We start from the raw sequence: 14,370 nt of genomic DNA on the forward strand, positions 1-14,370 counted from the left end.
AGACGACCGACCGTGGCATGAGCGGCGACTACCACTTACGAAGTCCCGCAGGCGGGGGAATAGCGGCGTGTCACACGAGATGCTCCGTCCAGGGGCGCGCATTGGAGCGATGTTGCGGCTACAGTTATGTGGTCCGGCATCGCCGGACACGGTTCAGCTCGACCCCCCGGAGCTGAACCACCGACGACCCCCGCCAATCCCCCCTGGCGGGGGTCGTCCCATATCCGGACCCCGGTTCGGCCTCGTCGCGGGCCGTCGCATGGCGACGGACGGTCCCCGCCACACCATGCCCCACGACACCGACATCCTCGGTTGCAAGTGGGCTGCGCCGGCGAAGTTGTCCACATCGGCCTCCGGTTGTCCACAGTTTCGAGATCGCCCGTTCCCGCCCCCCGCCGCACCGCAAGCTTGATCTCGCCGCTCCACCCCGGAGCGCACAGATCGAGGAGGCGACATGCAGGTCGGAACGGACGAGGATCGGCGCGGGCTCGTGATGGTGTCCGAGCCGCGGCTCCTCGAGGGCATCATGCGGCTCGCCGCGGCTGCGGGGTTCGAGCTGCAGCACGTCGTCGACACCACGCAGGCGCGGCGACGATGGCGCAGCGCCCCGATCGTCCTGCTCGACACCCCGGCCGCGCTGGAGTGCGCCCGGGCGGCGCTGCCACGACGCGACGGCGTGCTGGTCACGTACGGCGGCGATCAGCCGGTCGACGTGTGGCGCGGTGCCGCCGAGATCGGTGCCGAGCACGTGCTGGAGTTACCTACGGCCGAGTCGTGGCTGGTGACGGCACTGGCCGAGGCAGCGGAAGGGACCTTCGGCGGTGGCGCGGCGCTGTCGGTCGTCGGTGGGCGCGGCGGCGCCGGTGCGTCCGTCCTGGCGGCGGCGGTGGCGGTCACCGCCGTCCGCGACGGCACCAGATCCCTGCTCGTCGATTGCGATCCGCTCGGCGGCGGGCTCGACCTCGTGCTCGGCGCCGAGGACCTCGGCGGGCTGCGATGGCCCGACATCGACGTGCGCGGCGGGCGGGTACCGGCCACCGCGCTGCACGCGGCGTTGCCCGCGCCGCCGGTCAGGGGCAAGGCTTCCGGCGCAAGTCCCGATCGGGGCGAGGCATCGCTCGGCGTGCTCTCGTGCGCCCGCACCGATTTCGACCTGACCCCGGAAGCCCTTGCGAGCATCATCAGCTCCGGTCGGAGGGCGGGCGAGACGGTCGTCTGCGACCTCCCGCGCTACCCGACAGAGGCCGCGATCGCCGCGCTCGGTGCGTCCGACCTCACCGTGCTGCTGGTGCCGGCCGACGTCCGCTCGTGCGCGGCAGCGGCCCAGGTCGCATCGGTGCTGGTGGAGCTCAGTCCCAGGGTCGGGCTCGTCGTACGCGGACCGTCGCCGGGCGGGATCGACGCAGCGGAGGCGTCCCGCGCGATCGGCCTCCCGCTGCTGGCCGCGATGCGCCCGGAGCCGCGGATCGAGCAGGCGCTCGAGCGCGGCGAGACACCGATCCGGCCGCGAGGTCCGCTCGCCGTGGCGGCGCGGAAGATCCTCGACGTCCTGCCCGCTCCTCACGGATGGGCGGCCGCGTCATGAGCACCACGACGGCGCAGCTGCCCACGAGGGCCGCGGCCACCCCGAGAACGTCGAGCGGTGGCCTCGTCGAACGGGTCCGGTCCCGGCTGGTCGCCACGGGCGGGGCCACCAGCCCGGCCGCGGTCGCCGAGGCCGTCCGGGCGGAGTCCGGAGGCGTCGCGTCCGACACCGACGTGCTGGCAGCGCTGCGCGTGCTCCAGCAGGAGTTCGTCGGCGCCGGCCCGCTCGACGAGCTCCTGCGGGATCCGCGAACCACCGACGTGCTCGTATCCGGTCCCGAGGCGGTGTGGGTCGATCGCGGACGAGGGCTCGAACGCGCACCCGTCCGGTTCGCCGACGACGCCGCCGTCCGCAGGCTCGCGCAGCGCCTCGCGCTGGCCGCGGGGCGGCGGCTGGACGACGCCAGCCCGTACGTCGACGGGTGGCTGGGAGAGATCGGAGTCCGGTTGCACGCGGTGCTGCCGCCGATCGCGGCCGACGGCACCTGCCTGTCGCTCCGGGTGCTGCGCCAGTCGATGCACGACATCTCGACGCTGCGCGCGTCCGGCACGCTCGACGCGACGGGTGAGGCGCTGCTGCGGGCCGTGCTATCGGCTCGGCTCGCGTTCCTCGTATCGGGCGGCACCGGCACCGGCAAGACCACGATCCTCGGCGCACTGCTCAGCGCGGCCGAACCACGCGAGCGGATCGTCGTCGTCGAGGACGCAGAGGAGCTTCGGCCCCGCCACCCGCACGTCGTGCGGCTGGTGGCCCGGCCGGCGAACATCGAGGGTGCCGGCGGCGTCGCGATGCACGAGCTGGTGCGGCAGGCACTCCGGATGCGACCCGACCGGCTCGTGGTCGGGGAGGTGCGCGGCGGCGAGGTGTGCGACCTGCTGGCAGCGCTCAACACCGGCCACGACGGCGGTGCCGGCACCGTCCACGCCAACTCCGCACGCGAGGTACCAGCCCGGATGGAGGCTCTTGCCGCGCTCGGCGGCCTGTCGCGCGCGGCGCTGCACAGCCAGCTCATCGCCGCGATCAAGGTTGTCCTGCACATGCGGCGCACGGCCGCGGGCACCCGGGTGCTCGACGTCGTCGGGGTGCTTTCGCAAGAGCCGGGCGACAGTGCCGTCGTGCAGCCGGTGTGGAGCCGGACCACCGGCTGGTCCAGCCACCGGGCAGCGCTCGGCGAGGTGTTCGAGGAACGTGGGGTGCGGTCGCCATGGTGAGCGCCTTCGCCCCACTTGCGCTGGCAGCCGCTTTGCTGTGCCTGCAGGCCCCTGCCGGCCGCGCTCGGCTCGCCGCCTTGCGGCCGTCGAAGGGCACCACCGTCTCGCGGCGAGGCTGGCCGCTTGCGCCCGTCGTGATCGGAGGGCTCACCGGGCTGGCCGCTGCCGGCCCCGGCGGTGCGCTCGCCGGCGCGGTCGTAGCGGCCGTCGTGAGGCAGCGGCGGGTACGCCGTCGTGCGGCGAGCACGGCAGCGATCCGCGCCGGAGAGATCGCCGACACGATCGGCCGTCTCACCGAGGAGCTGCGGGCCGGCAGCCACCCGGCAGCCGCTCTCGCCGGCATCACTGCCGACGGACCGCACGCCAGGGAGGTGCTCGGGCCGGCGGCCGTCGCCGCGCAGCTGGGCGACGACGTTCCCGGCGCTCTGCGCGCCGCGGCGGCGAACCACCCGGCTGCGGCCACCGACCTGCACCGCATCGCCGCCGCGTGGGCGCTCTCCGACCGCCACGGCATCCAGCTCGCCACGCTGCTCGATGGCGTGCAGTCGGAGATCAGATGGCGCCTCCGCTTCGGCGAGGCGGTCCGCGCACACCTGGCCGGGCCGCGGGCGACGGCCGCTGTGCTCACCGTCCTGCCCGCGTTGGGGCTCGCGCTCGGCCAGCTGCTCGGCCTCGACCCGCTGGCCGTCCTCAAAGGCCGAGTGCTCGGACAGGCCCTGCTGGTGGTCGGGGTCGGGCTCGTGGCGGGCGGCGCGGCGTGGAGCGAGCGGATCGTCAGCTCGGCGATTCCGCGATGAGCACGCTGATGAGGACGCTGTCGACCCCACCGGCTGAGCTGCCGCCGCCGCTGCCCCCGGTGTTTCCGCATCTGCCGCCCGACCTGCCTCCCGGCCTGGCCGTGGCTGCCGCCGTCGTTGCCGGCGCAGTGCTGATGACGGGCCGTCCGTCGAGCCGCGCCCGGCTCGGCTCGCTGGCGATGCCGCCCTCGGAGGAGTCGGTGGCCGCCGAGCCGGTCGGCATCGTCGGGGTCGTGGTGGGTGCGCTGGCGAGCGCGCTCGTCGCGGGGCTCGTCGCGGGGGTCATCGCCGGTGCTCTGTGCGGCGGCGCGGCAGCCGCGGTGGGCGCCGTTGCCCTGCGCGGACGGAAGGCTCCGCCCGACGACGAGGCCGTGCTCGCAGAGCGGTGGGAGTTGCTCGCCGTCTGCCTCGAAGCGGGCCTTCCCGTCGCGGCAGCTGTTGCAGCAGCCGCCGAGCCGCTGAACGGGCCGGCCGGTGGCCGGCTACGCAGGGTAGCCGGCCTCCTGGAGCTCGGGGCCGATGCCGACGACGCATGGAGCACGGTCGAGGACGTCCCGGCGCTCAGCGCGTTCGCCAGGGCTGCGGGCCGGTCGGCCGGCACCGGCGCCGCGCTGGCCCAGGTCGCGTCGACGGAGGCCGCACGCCTGCGCTCCACGCTGGTCGACGCCGCCCACGCGCGTGCACAACGCGCCGCGGTGCTGATCGCCGGCCCGCTCGCGCTGTGCTTCCTGCCCGCATTCCTCGTACTCGGCGTCGCCCCGGTCGTCATCGGGCTGGCCGACCGCACCTTCGCGCAGTGGTGACCACTGCGATGACCAACAAGGAGAAAAGTCATGACCCGCACGAGCATCGTGGCGCGGATGCGCCACCTACGCACCGACGACACCGGGATGAGCACCGTCGAGTACGCAGTCGGGTTGCTCACCGCCGCCACGGTGGCCGCGATCCTCTACGCCGTGCTGAACAGCGGCACCGTCACCACCGCGCTGACGGCGCTGGTGGAGCGCGCGCTCACCGTGAACTTCTGACGGCACCGCCGGCCGACCACGGCGCCGTGACGATCGAGGCCGCCATCGCGCTCTGCGCGTTGATGCTCTTCCTGGTCGCCGCCGTCGGCGTCATGGGCGCGGTCGGATCCTCGATCCGGTGCGTCGACGCCGCGCGGGAGCTCGCGCGGCTCGCAGCGAGGGGCGAGCCCGAACGCGGCCGCACCATCGCCGCCGAGCTGGCGCCACAGGGCGCGACCATCTCGCTCGCCACCGAGGCCGAGCGGGTTGTCGCCGAGGTGTCCGCCCCGCCGTTCCCACCACTGTCCATCCAGGTCGGCGGGCGAGCCGTCGCCGCAATCGAGCCGGGGCAACCATGAACACCGCAGGAGCAACGATGCCGGTAACCGGACCGAACGACGATGGGGCCGCGACGCTGTGGGCGGCCGCCTGCGTGGCGGTGCTGTCGACCGCACTGGTGGCCGGCTTGCACCTCGGCGCCGCGATCGTCACCCGGCACCGCGCCGAGTCGGCTGCCGACCTCGCGGCGCTCGCCGCCGCGGGCTCCGCCGCTCTCGGTTCCGAACGCGCGTGCGCGGAGGCCACCGCCATCGCGAGCGCCGTCGGCGGCCGGATCGCCCGGTGCGACCTGCTCGGTTGGAACGCGCTCGTCGAGGTCGAGTTCCCGCTCGCGGTTCCCTTACCGGGCCACGACGTCGCCGTCGGGCGGGCGATGGCCGGTCCGGCGTCTCCAGCCGATCACGACGAGCGTGGCGACGAGCAGCAGGCACGAGCCGGCAGCAACGTGGTCCGGCTCGCCGAGGCGGTTCGCGAGATCCCACGAGGAGGGGCTCCAGAACGGCGCGACCTGGGCGAGTGCGACGAGGTACGCGAGAGCGCATGCCAGCAGGAACACAGCGCCGAGCCGCTCGCCCGGGGAGTAGACCACCGCCGCCGCGTAGAGCACGGCGAGCGCGGAGAAGGGGAGGGTCCATCCACTGGAGTAGTCGATCCACGACGCATCGGTGGACACCGTCCAGTTCGCCCATGCGAACCCGACGACGGCGAGAGCGAACGGAGCGAGAGGCCAGAGCCGTTCCGGATTTGCGGCCCGCCGCAGCCCCGCCACGACGATCCGCAGCGCGGCGTACACCGCCGCCGCTGCTGCGATCCAGGCGAGCAGGTCCGGCGGCGTCGGCTCGGGGCCGGCCTGCTGCGAGAGGACGGCTCCGGGGGCCAGTGCCGTCGCGGACCAGCCGGTCGGCGCGCGCCAACCCCGCACCACGAAGCTCTCGAGCCCCAGCGCGATCACGGTAAGCACCACGGCGACCACGACCACGAAGTCGACGCCGCGCTCGACGAGGGGCGACGCACCAGCCTGCACGTGCCCGGCGAGATAGCTGGCCGCACCCGCCTGCACGCCCAGCGCGGCGGAGCTCAGCCTGCGCAGCGCAACATGCACGATCGTCGAGGCCACCGCGGCGGCCCCGGCGAGCACCGGAGCGGTGAGGAAGACCGCGGGGCCGCCATCCTCGATGGTGCCGAACACGTGCGTCAGCAGCCAGATGCCCAACGCGGCCGAGACGATGACGCCACCGGCCGTCGGAAGGCGCGACCGGTCGCGAGCCGGCGCCGGCTCAGCCGGCTCAGAGGCAGGAAGAGACGGCTCGGGGGTCTCCTGCGACGCCTGCTCAGCCGCTTGGTGCCGCTTCGCTTCCGCCGCCTCCCGCCGCGCTTGCTCGGCCGCCGATCGTCGAGCCGAGTCCGCCGCCTTCTGCCGAGCTCGTTCGGCTGCCTCCTTCCGGGCGCTCTCCTCCACCTCCAGTCGAGCCTCGTCCGCCGCGGCGCGCCGAGCCCGTTCCGCGGCTTCCGCCGCTACCTGCTCGGCGGCGTCGGGGTCAGGATCAACACCCTCGCCCGACTCCGGCCGCAGCGACCGCATCGCCGTGCGCACAGCGGTCGTCACGCTTCGAATGTCGTCGTCGACCAGTCCTTCGAGCTCACGCCAAATGCGCTCGCGGACCAGGCCGTTCCCGGTGCGGTACATGCGGATGAGGCTGTCGACCGCCGTGAGCCGGTCGGCCGGCAGCGGGCTCTGCAGCGAGTTCCGGAGGAACGGCGGCAGCGCCCAGTTGACGTTGCGGGCGATCACGATCCGGCCCTCGACGTCGTCCTGCTTCTTCGGACGCTGCTGCGGGAGGTCGGCGGTCACCCGGTCGTGCACGTAGCTGTACAACTCGTCGACCGCCACGTCACCGTCGCCATCCAGATCGGCCAGCCCTGTGCGCAGGCCCTCGACCAGGTGCCGCGTGAACACCGACGCCGGGCCGCCGCCCGTGACGTGATCGCCCTCGAACGAGTACTGGGTCGCGTCCGAGGCGGTGAGCACCACCCGCCCGCGCCCGCCGAAGCGGTCCAAGGTGTGCAGATCGGTGTCGCCCTTGGGCACCCATCCGCTCGGGAACGCGCCGCCGTAGCAGCAGTCGAGGATCAGCACCTTCTGCCGCGAGAGGCAGCCGGTCATCGCGTCGTTCACCTGCTCGGCCCCGAGCGCGGTGAACAGCAGCTGGTCGCGGCGGGTGTTGGTCATGGCGAAGAACAGCCGACCCCGGTCGTCCTTCACGCCGTGTCCGGAGATGTAGAGCAGGGCGAGGTCGTCGCGGCGCAGGCCGTCGTAGAAGTCGCCCACCGCCTCGCCGACGATGTGGTGCGGCTGGTTCAGCAAGGTCACGACGTCGAACCCGGCGATCTCAGCGTCACCGAGCACAGCGGCCAGCGCTTCGACGTCGCGGCCCGGGGCGGCGAGCCGGGCCAGTCCTTCGTCTCGGTAGTCGAACGTCCCGACGAGAAGTGCCGCGCGGCGCCCCATCGTCAGGTCCCGGAATGCCTCTGGACGAACGCCTCGACCATCCGCTGCTGCTCCTCCGACGTAGCGCCCGTCAGCTCCAGGGTGTCGCCGTCGATCGTGACCTTCACCGTGTGCCCGGCCCGGTTGCGCCCGAGCCAGCCGAGCAACGTCGCAAGGATCGTGGTGAAGACCCCGCCGCCGGCGCTCAAGGTGATGAGCCACTCGCCCCACGTGAACGGGTCACCTTTGGCCCCGGCCGGGGCCCGACGGTCGCCGAGCGCGGTCAGCGAGTCGATGTCCAGCTCACGCAACTCCGCCCCGAGCTGGCGGGCGAGCCGCTCCCGCTCCTCGTCCTCCAGGTCGTCCTGTGGCTGCAGCCTCACCAGGATCTCCCCCGGTCGCTCTGCGTGGTCACCTGACACGGCACTCCCTTCGCAGCCCACCAGCGGGGAGTTCGTCGCGATCAGGCTCTCCGTTATCGCAACGGTCCGCTGTCCAGGCAATACGCTGCGCGACCGGCGACGCTCGCGCAGAGCGGCGGCCGTCGGGCGCAGCGTTCGGACCACCGGGCCCAAAACTGCCGCGCGCAGTGCCGTCACCCGATGGTGTGGCGCCGCTGCCATCGATCTCGGCAAGCGGTCGGGGCTGACTGTCGGGCGGGTGAAGGCACGATCGGTTCTTCTTTGGACGGTTCCCGACCGTTCACACCGCGGATCAGCGGCGATCCCGCGCGCTCGTCGTTGCAGCAACACCGATCGGCGACACCCGCTGGCGACACCGGCCCCGACGATGCCTACTGGAGACCGCTCACGCCGGACTTCCCGGCGCGACACCCACGATCACGCTCCCCAGACTGCGGTGGGGCCGGCGCGTCCCCCGACGCCCACCCCCGAACCGGTTCCACCGCGCCATGGCCGTCGTCGGCCGGTCCGACCCCCGATGGGGCCGGCCGGCGGCGGTCTACCCGACCGGCCCGCGCAGCGCGGCGAGCACGAGGTCGAGCACCACGACCGCCCCCGCCTTGTCCAGCGGCGCGTTCCCGTTGCCGCACTTCGGCGACTGCACGCACGAGGGGCATCCGGTCCTGCACTCGCAGTCCCGGATCGCGGCCATCGTCGCGGCCAACCACCGGCGCACGAGCGCGTGGCCGCGTTCGGCGAACCCGGCGCCGCCGGGATGCCCGTCGTGCACGAAGACGGTCGGACGGCCGGTGTACGGGTGCAGTGCTGTCGACATCCCACCGATGTCCCAGCGGTCGCATATCGCGAAGAGCGGCAGCAACCCGATCGCCGCGTGCTCAGCAGCGTGCAGGGCGCCCGGCACCCGGGCCGGTGTGATGCCGGCCATCGCCAGGGCGGCGTCGTCGATGTCGTACCAGACCCCTCGGGTGTGCAGAGTCTGCTCCGGCATGTCGAGCGGCACCGTCTCCAGCACGGTCCCCTCTGGCGCGCGGCGCTGGTACGCGACCACCTGCGAGGTCACGGTCACCTCGCCGAACGAGAGCCGGACGGCCCCGTAGCGCTCGGTCTGCACCACCCGCGCCACCTCGACGTCCGCCGTCGAGCGCGCATCGGTCCGCCATTCCGGCTCGGCCGGATGCACGAGCGCCACCCCGGCCTCCAGGTCGAGAGAGTCGACGAGGTAGCTCTCGCCGCGATGGATGTACACCGCGCCGGGATGGGCCGTCGCGGGTGCGGAACCGCCGTCGACGGTGCCCAGCATCCGCCCGGTGCCCGTCTCCACCATCGCGACCTGCCCGATGCCGGATCCTCTGATGTCGACGGAACCGGCCGGCTGCTCGCGGGTCGAAGGCCAGAACCAGCCGGTGGGCCGCTTGCGCAGCACTCCGTCACGCACGAGCTCGTCGAGGAGCTCCGCCGCCGGCCGCCCGCCGAAGACGTTGTCGACATCGTCGTTCGTCAACGGCAGCTCGGCGGCGGCGCACGCGAGGTGTGGGGCCAGCACGTACGGATTGGTCGGGTCGAGCACGCAGCCCTCGATCGGCGCGCCGAGCAGCGCCTCCGGGTGGTGCACGAGGTACGTGTCCATCGGGTCGTCCCGCGCAACGAGCACCACGAGCGCCTCGTCCTTGGCCCGCCCGGCCCGCCCGGCCTGCTGCCAGAACGACGCCCGCGTGCCGGGGAACCCGGCCACCACCACCGCGTCGAGCCCGGCGATGTCCATCCCGAGTTCCAGCGCGTTCGTGGTCGCCACCCCCAGCAGCTCCCCGCCGGCGAGCGCAGCCTCCAGCGCGCGACGTTCCTCGGGAAGGTAGCCACCGCGGTACGGCGAGACGCGCGGCACCAGCGCCGGCTCCACCGCGGCGACGATCCGCTGTGCGCCGAGCGCGGTGATCTCCGCACCACGCCGGGAGCGGACGAACGCGAGCGTCCGAGCGCCTTCGAGCACCAGGTCGGCGAGCATCCGTGCGGCTTCCGTACCCGCGGCCCTCCGCACCGGTGCGCCGTTCTCCCCGGTGATCTCGGCGAGCAGCGGCGGCTCCCACAAAGCGAGCGTCCGGCCCGCGTTCGGAGAGGCATCGGCGGTCACTGCGGCCACGGCCCGCCCGGTGAGCCGGGTCGCGAAGTCGGCGGGCTCGGCGACGGTCGCGGAGGCGAGCACGATCGTCGGGCGCGTGCCGTAGCGGGCGCAGACCCGCAGGAGACGACGGAGCAGCAGCGCGACGTGCGATCCGAACACCCCGCGGTAGGTGTGGCACTCGTCGATCACGATGTAGGTGAGCCGGCGCAGGAAGGCGGCCCAGCGACTGTGCCTCGGGAGCACCGAGCGGTGCAGCATGTCGGGGTTGCTGAAGAGCCACCGACCATGCCTGCGCGCCCAGTCACGACCCTCGGTCGGCGTGTCCCCGTCGAGCGTCGTCGCGCGGACGTCGGTGAGCCCGAGCTGCTCGACAGCGCGGAGCTGGTCGCCGGCGAGCGCCTTCGTCGGCGAGAGGTAGAGCGCGGTCGCGCGCGGATCCATCGCGAACGCCGAGAGCACGGGGAGCTGGTAGGCGAGCGACTTGCCGGAGGCGGTGCCGGTTGCGAGCACGACGTCGTGCCCGGCGTGCGCCAGCGCCGCCGCCTCGACCTGGTGCCGCCAGGGGCGCTCGACCCCGGCAGTCACGAACGCCGCCCGCACGTCGACCGGCACCCACTCGGGCCATGCGACGTGCTCCGCGGCGCGCGGTGGCATCCGGACGACGTGCCGCAAGGGGCGCTCCGGATCGGCATCCGGCTCGATCGAGGTGTCCAGGCCGGATCCCGCGAGGATCCTGCGCAGCAGCACCTCGCCGCGCCCGGGTGCGGCCACAGGCGAACCGCCCGCCCGCCTGTCCGCCGCACCCATGTCCCGAGGTTGGCACACAGGTCAGTCGGAGGTCTGCAGCGCCTGCCCGGTCGCGATGGCGATCCGGTCCAGCTCCTGCCGAGCGGCCTCCCAGCCCGGCCCGCGCGGTTGCCTGGTCAGCAGGGTCACGAGGAACCGGCTGTCGGAGCCGAGCGCGCCCGCGCTGTTGAGGTAGTACGTGCCGGAGATGCAGCACATCCAGCCCTGCTTCGCGATCGATCCCTGGTCGGCGGCGCCGGGCACGAGGAGGCCGTAGGCCTGGTCGAAGCCGTCCCTGGCCCGTGGAGGAGCCGAGCGCATCGCACCGAGCAGGATCTCCCGATCCGCCACCGGCATCCCGTCGAGGATGTGCGCCCAGATGCGGACCATGTCCACCGCCGGCACCGACATCTCGCCCCACTGCGACCGGTCGCGCGGCGGGCCGACCCCGCTGAGGTCGAGCCGTGCACCGATCCGCCCGGCCGCGCCCGGTCCGTCGAACAAACCCCACAACGCGCTCATCGCGGTGTCGTCGCTCGGCCCGAGCGCACGCTGGATCAGTCTGACGTCGGCGTCGGACACCATCAGGCCCTCCGTGCGCCTCCGGTCGAGCACATCGACGGCCAACACGATCTTCGAGAGCGACGCCGTCAGGAACGGCTCGGAACCACGATTCCCGACGGCCAGCTCGCCCGTGGCACGGTCCAGCACGGCCACCGCCAGCGTCGTCGACGGGCGGGCTGCGCCTTCGGCGGCCGCCACCCCCCGTTGTGCCGATCCGCGCTCAGGTTGCGGAACGGCAGTCGTGGTCGATGCCAGCAGACCGAACGGTGCCGGGTCGGCGGCTTCGTCGTCACCGGTGGCCGGCGGAGCCGTGCTCCCACCCGGTTCGGAGCCCTCGCCCACGCCGTTGCCGGCGGGTCTGGCCGCCAACACGACCGAAACGATCAAGAGGGCCGTGAGCGCGGCGAATGCGCAAAGCAACAACCGCCGCGCGCCCGTCACGTCCACCTCACAAGCGAAGGAAACCTCGAAGTTCAGAGAAGGGGAGCGTTCAATCATTTCGAGACGGAATCGTTATTGCCCGTCCACAGGGCACCTCCCGTCGGGGGAGCTCTGCGTCACACTCCTACACTGCGGTGGCTCGCATCGCGCCTACCTGCGGCGACGGGCGAATTGTCGTGACGCCAGGGACGCCGTCTGAGTGCCCTGGCCAAGTGATCCACTTGAACCAGGAGGACGGATGTCCCTGTCCACCACCCTCGCCGCTCAGGGCCTAGAGCTCGGCGCGACGGACCGCATCTTCGTCGGTGTGGTCGCGGTGGTCGCCCTCGTTGCACTTGTCATCGGTTTCGTCCTGCGCCGGGAGGTACTCGCCGCGAGCGAGGGCACCTCGAAGATGCAGGAGATCGGTCAAGCGGTGCAGGAGGGCGCCAAGGCGTACCTCAATCGTCAGTTCCGCACGCTCGGCATCTTCGTTGTCGTCGTCTTCTTCCTGCTGCTCGCATTGCCGGCCGAAGACATGGGCGAACGGATCGGGCGCTCCATCTTCTTCCTCGTCGGCGCCGCCTTCTCGGCTGCGATCGGCTACTCGGGGATGCGGCTGGCGACGTTCGCCAACATCCGCGTCGCTGCCGCAGCGCGTGAGGCGGGCGGCCGCGAGAAGGCGACCCGCATCGCGTTCCGCACCGGCGGTGTCGTCGGCATGTTCACGGTGGGTCTCGGCCTGCTCGGTGCGGCCGTCGTCGTGCTCGTCTACGCGGGCCAGGCACCGAAGGTGCTCGAAGGCTTCGGGTTCGGCGCCGCGCTGCTCGCGATGTTCATGCGTGTCGGCGGTGGCATCTTCACGAAGGCTGCCGACGTGGGCGCCGACCTCGTCGGCAAGGTCGAGCAAGGCATTCCGGAGGACGACCCGCGCAACGCGGCGACCATCGCCGACAACGTGGGCGACAACGTCGGCGACTGCGCCGGCATGGCGGCCGACCTCTTCGAGTCGTACGCGGTCACCCTCGTCGCGGCGCTCATCCTCGGCAGCGCGGCATTCGGTCAGCACGGCCTGCTCTTCCCGCTCATCGTGCCCGCCATCGGCGTGCTCACCGCGGTCATCGGCGTGTACATCACCCGCACCCGTGAGGGCGAGAGCAGTCTCAAGACGATCAACCGCAGCTTCTACATCTCCGCGGTCATCTCCGCGCTCCTGTGCGTGGCCGCGGCGTTCGCCTACCTGCCGAACACCTTCGGCGGCCTCGGCAACCCGACCGACACGACGGTCGTCGCCGACATGGGCGGTTCCAACCCGCAGGTCATCGCCTCCATCGCGGTGATCATCGGGATCGTGCTGGCCGGGATCATCCTGTGGCTCACCGGCTATTTCACCGGCACCGAGGACAAGCCCGTCCAGGACGTGGGGCGCTCCTCGCTGACCGGCCCGGCGACCGTCATCCTCGCCGGCATCTCGATCGGCTTCGAGTCGGCCGTCTACACGGCGCTGGTCATCAGCGCGGCGGTGTTCGGCGCGTTCGCGCTGGCCACCGGCTCGATCACGGTGGCGCTGTTCGCAGTTGCGCTCGCCGGCACCGGCCTGCTCACCACCGTCGGCGTGATCGTCGCGATGGACACGTTCGGCCCGGTGTCGGACAACGCGCAGGGCATCGCCGAGATGTCGGGCGACGTCGAGGGCGAGGGTGTCGCGATCCTCACCGAGCTCGACGCCGTCGGCAACACCACCAAGGCGATCACCAAGGGCATCGCGATCGCGACGGCCGTGCTGGCCGCCACCGCGCTGTTCGGCTCCTACCGTGACGCGATCACGCAGGCGCTGGCGAGCGCCGGTGTGCAACTGCAGGACGCCGGCACGGCGTTCGCCTACGAGGTGTTCGCGCCCAACACGCTGGTCGGCGTGATCATCGGCGCCTCTGTGGTGTTCATGTTCTCCGGCTTGGCGGTCAACGCGGTCACCCGCGCAGCCGGCGCGATCGTCTTCGAGGTGCGCCGCCAGTTCCGCGACCACCCGGGGATCATGGATTACTCGGAGCGGCCCGACTACAGCCGTGTCGTGGACATCTGCACCCGCGACTCGCTGCGCGAGCTGGCCACCCCCGGCCTGCTCGCGATCTTCGCCCCGATCGCGGTCGGCTTCGGCCTCGGTGTCGGCCCGCTGGCCGGATACCTCGCCGGCGCGATCGCCTGCGGCACCCTGATGGCGATCTTCCTCGCCAACTCCGGTGGCGCGTGGGACAACGCGAAGAAGCTCGTCGAGGACGGCAACCACGGCGGCAAGGGCTCCAGCGCTCATGAGGCCACGATCATCGGCGACACCGTCGGTGACCCGTTCAAGGACACCGCCGGCCCCGCCATCAACCCGCTGATCAAGGTCATGAACCTGGTCTCGGTGCTGATCGCTCCGGCCGTGGTGACCTTCTCGGTCGGCGAGTCGGCATCGGCTCCGCTGCGGATCGCGATCGCGCTCGTCGCGCTGGTGATCATCGTGGCTGCTGTTGTCGTCTCGAAGCGGCGCTCCACGTCGATCACCGACACCCCCGCGGAGAGCACGGTCAGCTGACCGTTCCCCCGCATCGACCGAAGGCCGCTCGTCCCGTTCGGGGCGGGCGGCCTT

At 72.4% G+C, this 14,370-nt stretch carries 11 protein-coding genes and 1 pseudogene; 8 read left to right on the top strand and 4 right to left on the bottom strand.

Features of this window, described 5'->3' with window-relative positions; genetic code table 11:
- The first annotated feature begins 454 nt into the window (after positions 1–454).
- The 7 genes and pseudogenes from ssd to LL648_RS03280 form a co-directional block, all read left to right on the top strand.
- The gene (gene ssd / locus LL648_RS03250) at positions 455–1,585 is read left to right on the top strand and encodes a septum site-determining protein Ssd (RefSeq protein WP_232660843.1); all 1,131 of its coding nucleotides are present in this window, start codon (positions 455–457) and stop codon (positions 1,583–1,585) included.
- The gene (locus tag LL648_RS03255) at positions 1,582–2,796 is read left to right on the top strand and encodes a TadA family conjugal transfer-associated ATPase (protein WP_232660844.1); all 1,215 of its coding nucleotides are present in this window, start codon (positions 1,582–1,584) and stop codon (positions 2,794–2,796) included. The genes ssd and LL648_RS03255 overlap by 4 nt, the downstream gene beginning before the upstream one ends.
- Positions 2,790–3,593, top strand: coding sequence for a type II secretion system F family protein (locus LL648_RS03260; protein ID WP_232660845.1), 804 nt, complete (start codon positions 2,790–2,792; stop codon positions 3,591–3,593). The genes LL648_RS03255 and LL648_RS03260 overlap by 7 nt, the downstream gene beginning before the upstream one ends.
- The gene (locus LL648_RS03265) at positions 3,590–4,396 is read left to right on the top strand and encodes a type II secretion system F family protein (protein ID WP_232660846.1); all 807 of its coding nucleotides are present in this window, start codon (positions 3,590–3,592) and stop codon (positions 4,394–4,396) included. The genes LL648_RS03260 and LL648_RS03265 overlap by 4 nt, the downstream gene beginning before the upstream one ends.
- Positions 4,397–4,426: 30 nt before the next feature.
- Positions 4,427–4,621 (top strand): DUF4244 domain-containing protein, encoded by a 195-nt coding sequence (locus LL648_RS03270; protein ID WP_232660847.1) that lies wholly within the window; start codon positions 4,427–4,429, stop codon positions 4,619–4,621.
- 26 nt (positions 4,622–4,647) lie between these two features.
- The gene (locus LL648_RS03275; protein ID WP_232660848.1) at positions 4,648–4,959 is read left to right on the top strand and encodes a TadE family type IV pilus minor pilin; all 312 of its coding nucleotides are present in this window, start codon (positions 4,648–4,650) and stop codon (positions 4,957–4,959) included.
- 17 nt (positions 4,960–4,976) lie between these two features.
- Positions 4,977–5,264 (top strand): annotated as a pseudogene (locus tag LL648_RS03280) (Rv3654c family TadE-like protein); the annotation flags it as partial.
- A 15-nt stretch (positions 5,265–5,279) separates the two neighbouring features.
- Here the strand turns inward: LL648_RS03280 and LL648_RS03285 are convergent.
- The 4 genes from LL648_RS03285 to LL648_RS03300 all read right to left on the bottom strand — a co-directional run bounded on the left by LL648_RS03285 (position 5,280) and on the right by LL648_RS03300 (position 11,690).
- Positions 5,280–7,448: a caspase family protein gene (locus LL648_RS03285; RefSeq protein WP_232660849.1), complete on the bottom strand. Its 2,169-nt coding sequence runs from the start codon at positions 7,446–7,448 to the stop codon at positions 5,280–5,282.
- Between the two features lie 2 nt (positions 7,449–7,450).
- Complete coding sequence (locus LL648_RS03290) at positions 7,451–7,810, bottom strand: effector-associated constant component EACC1 (protein WP_232660850.1); 360 nt, start codon at positions 7,808–7,810, stop codon at positions 7,451–7,453.
- Between the two features lie 577 nt (positions 7,811–8,387).
- Positions 8,388–10,775: a DEAD/DEAH box helicase gene (locus tag LL648_RS03295; RefSeq protein WP_232660851.1), complete on the bottom strand. Its 2,388-nt coding sequence runs from the start codon at positions 10,773–10,775 to the stop codon at positions 8,388–8,390.
- A gap of 21 nt (positions 10,776–10,796) precedes the next feature.
- Positions 10,797–11,690 carry a hypothetical protein gene (locus LL648_RS03300; protein WP_232660852.1) on the bottom strand — a complete coding sequence of 298 codons (894 nt, stop codon included), beginning with the start codon at positions 11,688–11,690 and terminating at the stop codon, positions 10,797–10,799.
- A gap of 307 nt (positions 11,691–11,997) precedes the next feature.
- Here LL648_RS03300 and LL648_RS03305 point away from each other — a divergent pair, with 307 nt between their 5' ends.
- A complete protein-coding gene (locus LL648_RS03305) occupies positions 11,998–14,316 on the top strand; it encodes a sodium-translocating pyrophosphatase (protein ID WP_232660853.1) in 2,319 nt (772 codons plus the stop codon).
- Positions 14,317–14,370 lie beyond the last annotated feature (54 nt).

It is taken from the genome of Pseudonocardia sp. TRM90224, assembly GCF_021245725.1.
Classification (GTDB): Bacteria; Actinomycetota; Actinomycetes; order Mycobacteriales; family Pseudonocardiaceae; genus Pseudonocardia.

Coding starts and splice junctions, on each gene's coding strand:
- LL648_RS03255 (WP_232660844.1), top strand. CDS start 1,582: ATGAGCACCACGACGGCGCAGCTGCCCACGAGGGCCGCGGCCACCCCG.
- LL648_RS03295 (WP_232660851.1), bottom strand. CDS start 10,775: ATGGGTGCGGCGGACAGGCGGGCGGGCGGTTCGCCTGTGGCCGCACCC.
- ssd (WP_232660843.1), top strand. CDS start 455: ATGCAGGTCGGAACGGACGAGGATCGGCGCGGGCTCGTGATGGTGTCC.
- LL648_RS03285 (WP_232660849.1), bottom strand. CDS start 7,448: ATGGGGCGCCGCGCGGCACTTCTCGTCGGGACGTTCGACTACCGAGAC.
- LL648_RS03265 (WP_232660846.1), top strand. CDS start 3,590: ATGAGCACGCTGATGAGGACGCTGTCGACCCCACCGGCTGAGCTGCCG.
- LL648_RS03270 (WP_232660847.1), top strand. CDS start 4,427: ATGACCCGCACGAGCATCGTGGCGCGGATGCGCCACCTACGCACCGAC.
- LL648_RS03305 (WP_232660853.1), top strand. CDS start 11,998: ATGTCCCTGTCCACCACCCTCGCCGCTCAGGGCCTAGAGCTCGGCGCG.
- LL648_RS03260 (WP_232660845.1), top strand. CDS start 2,790: ATGGTGAGCGCCTTCGCCCCACTTGCGCTGGCAGCCGCTTTGCTGTGC.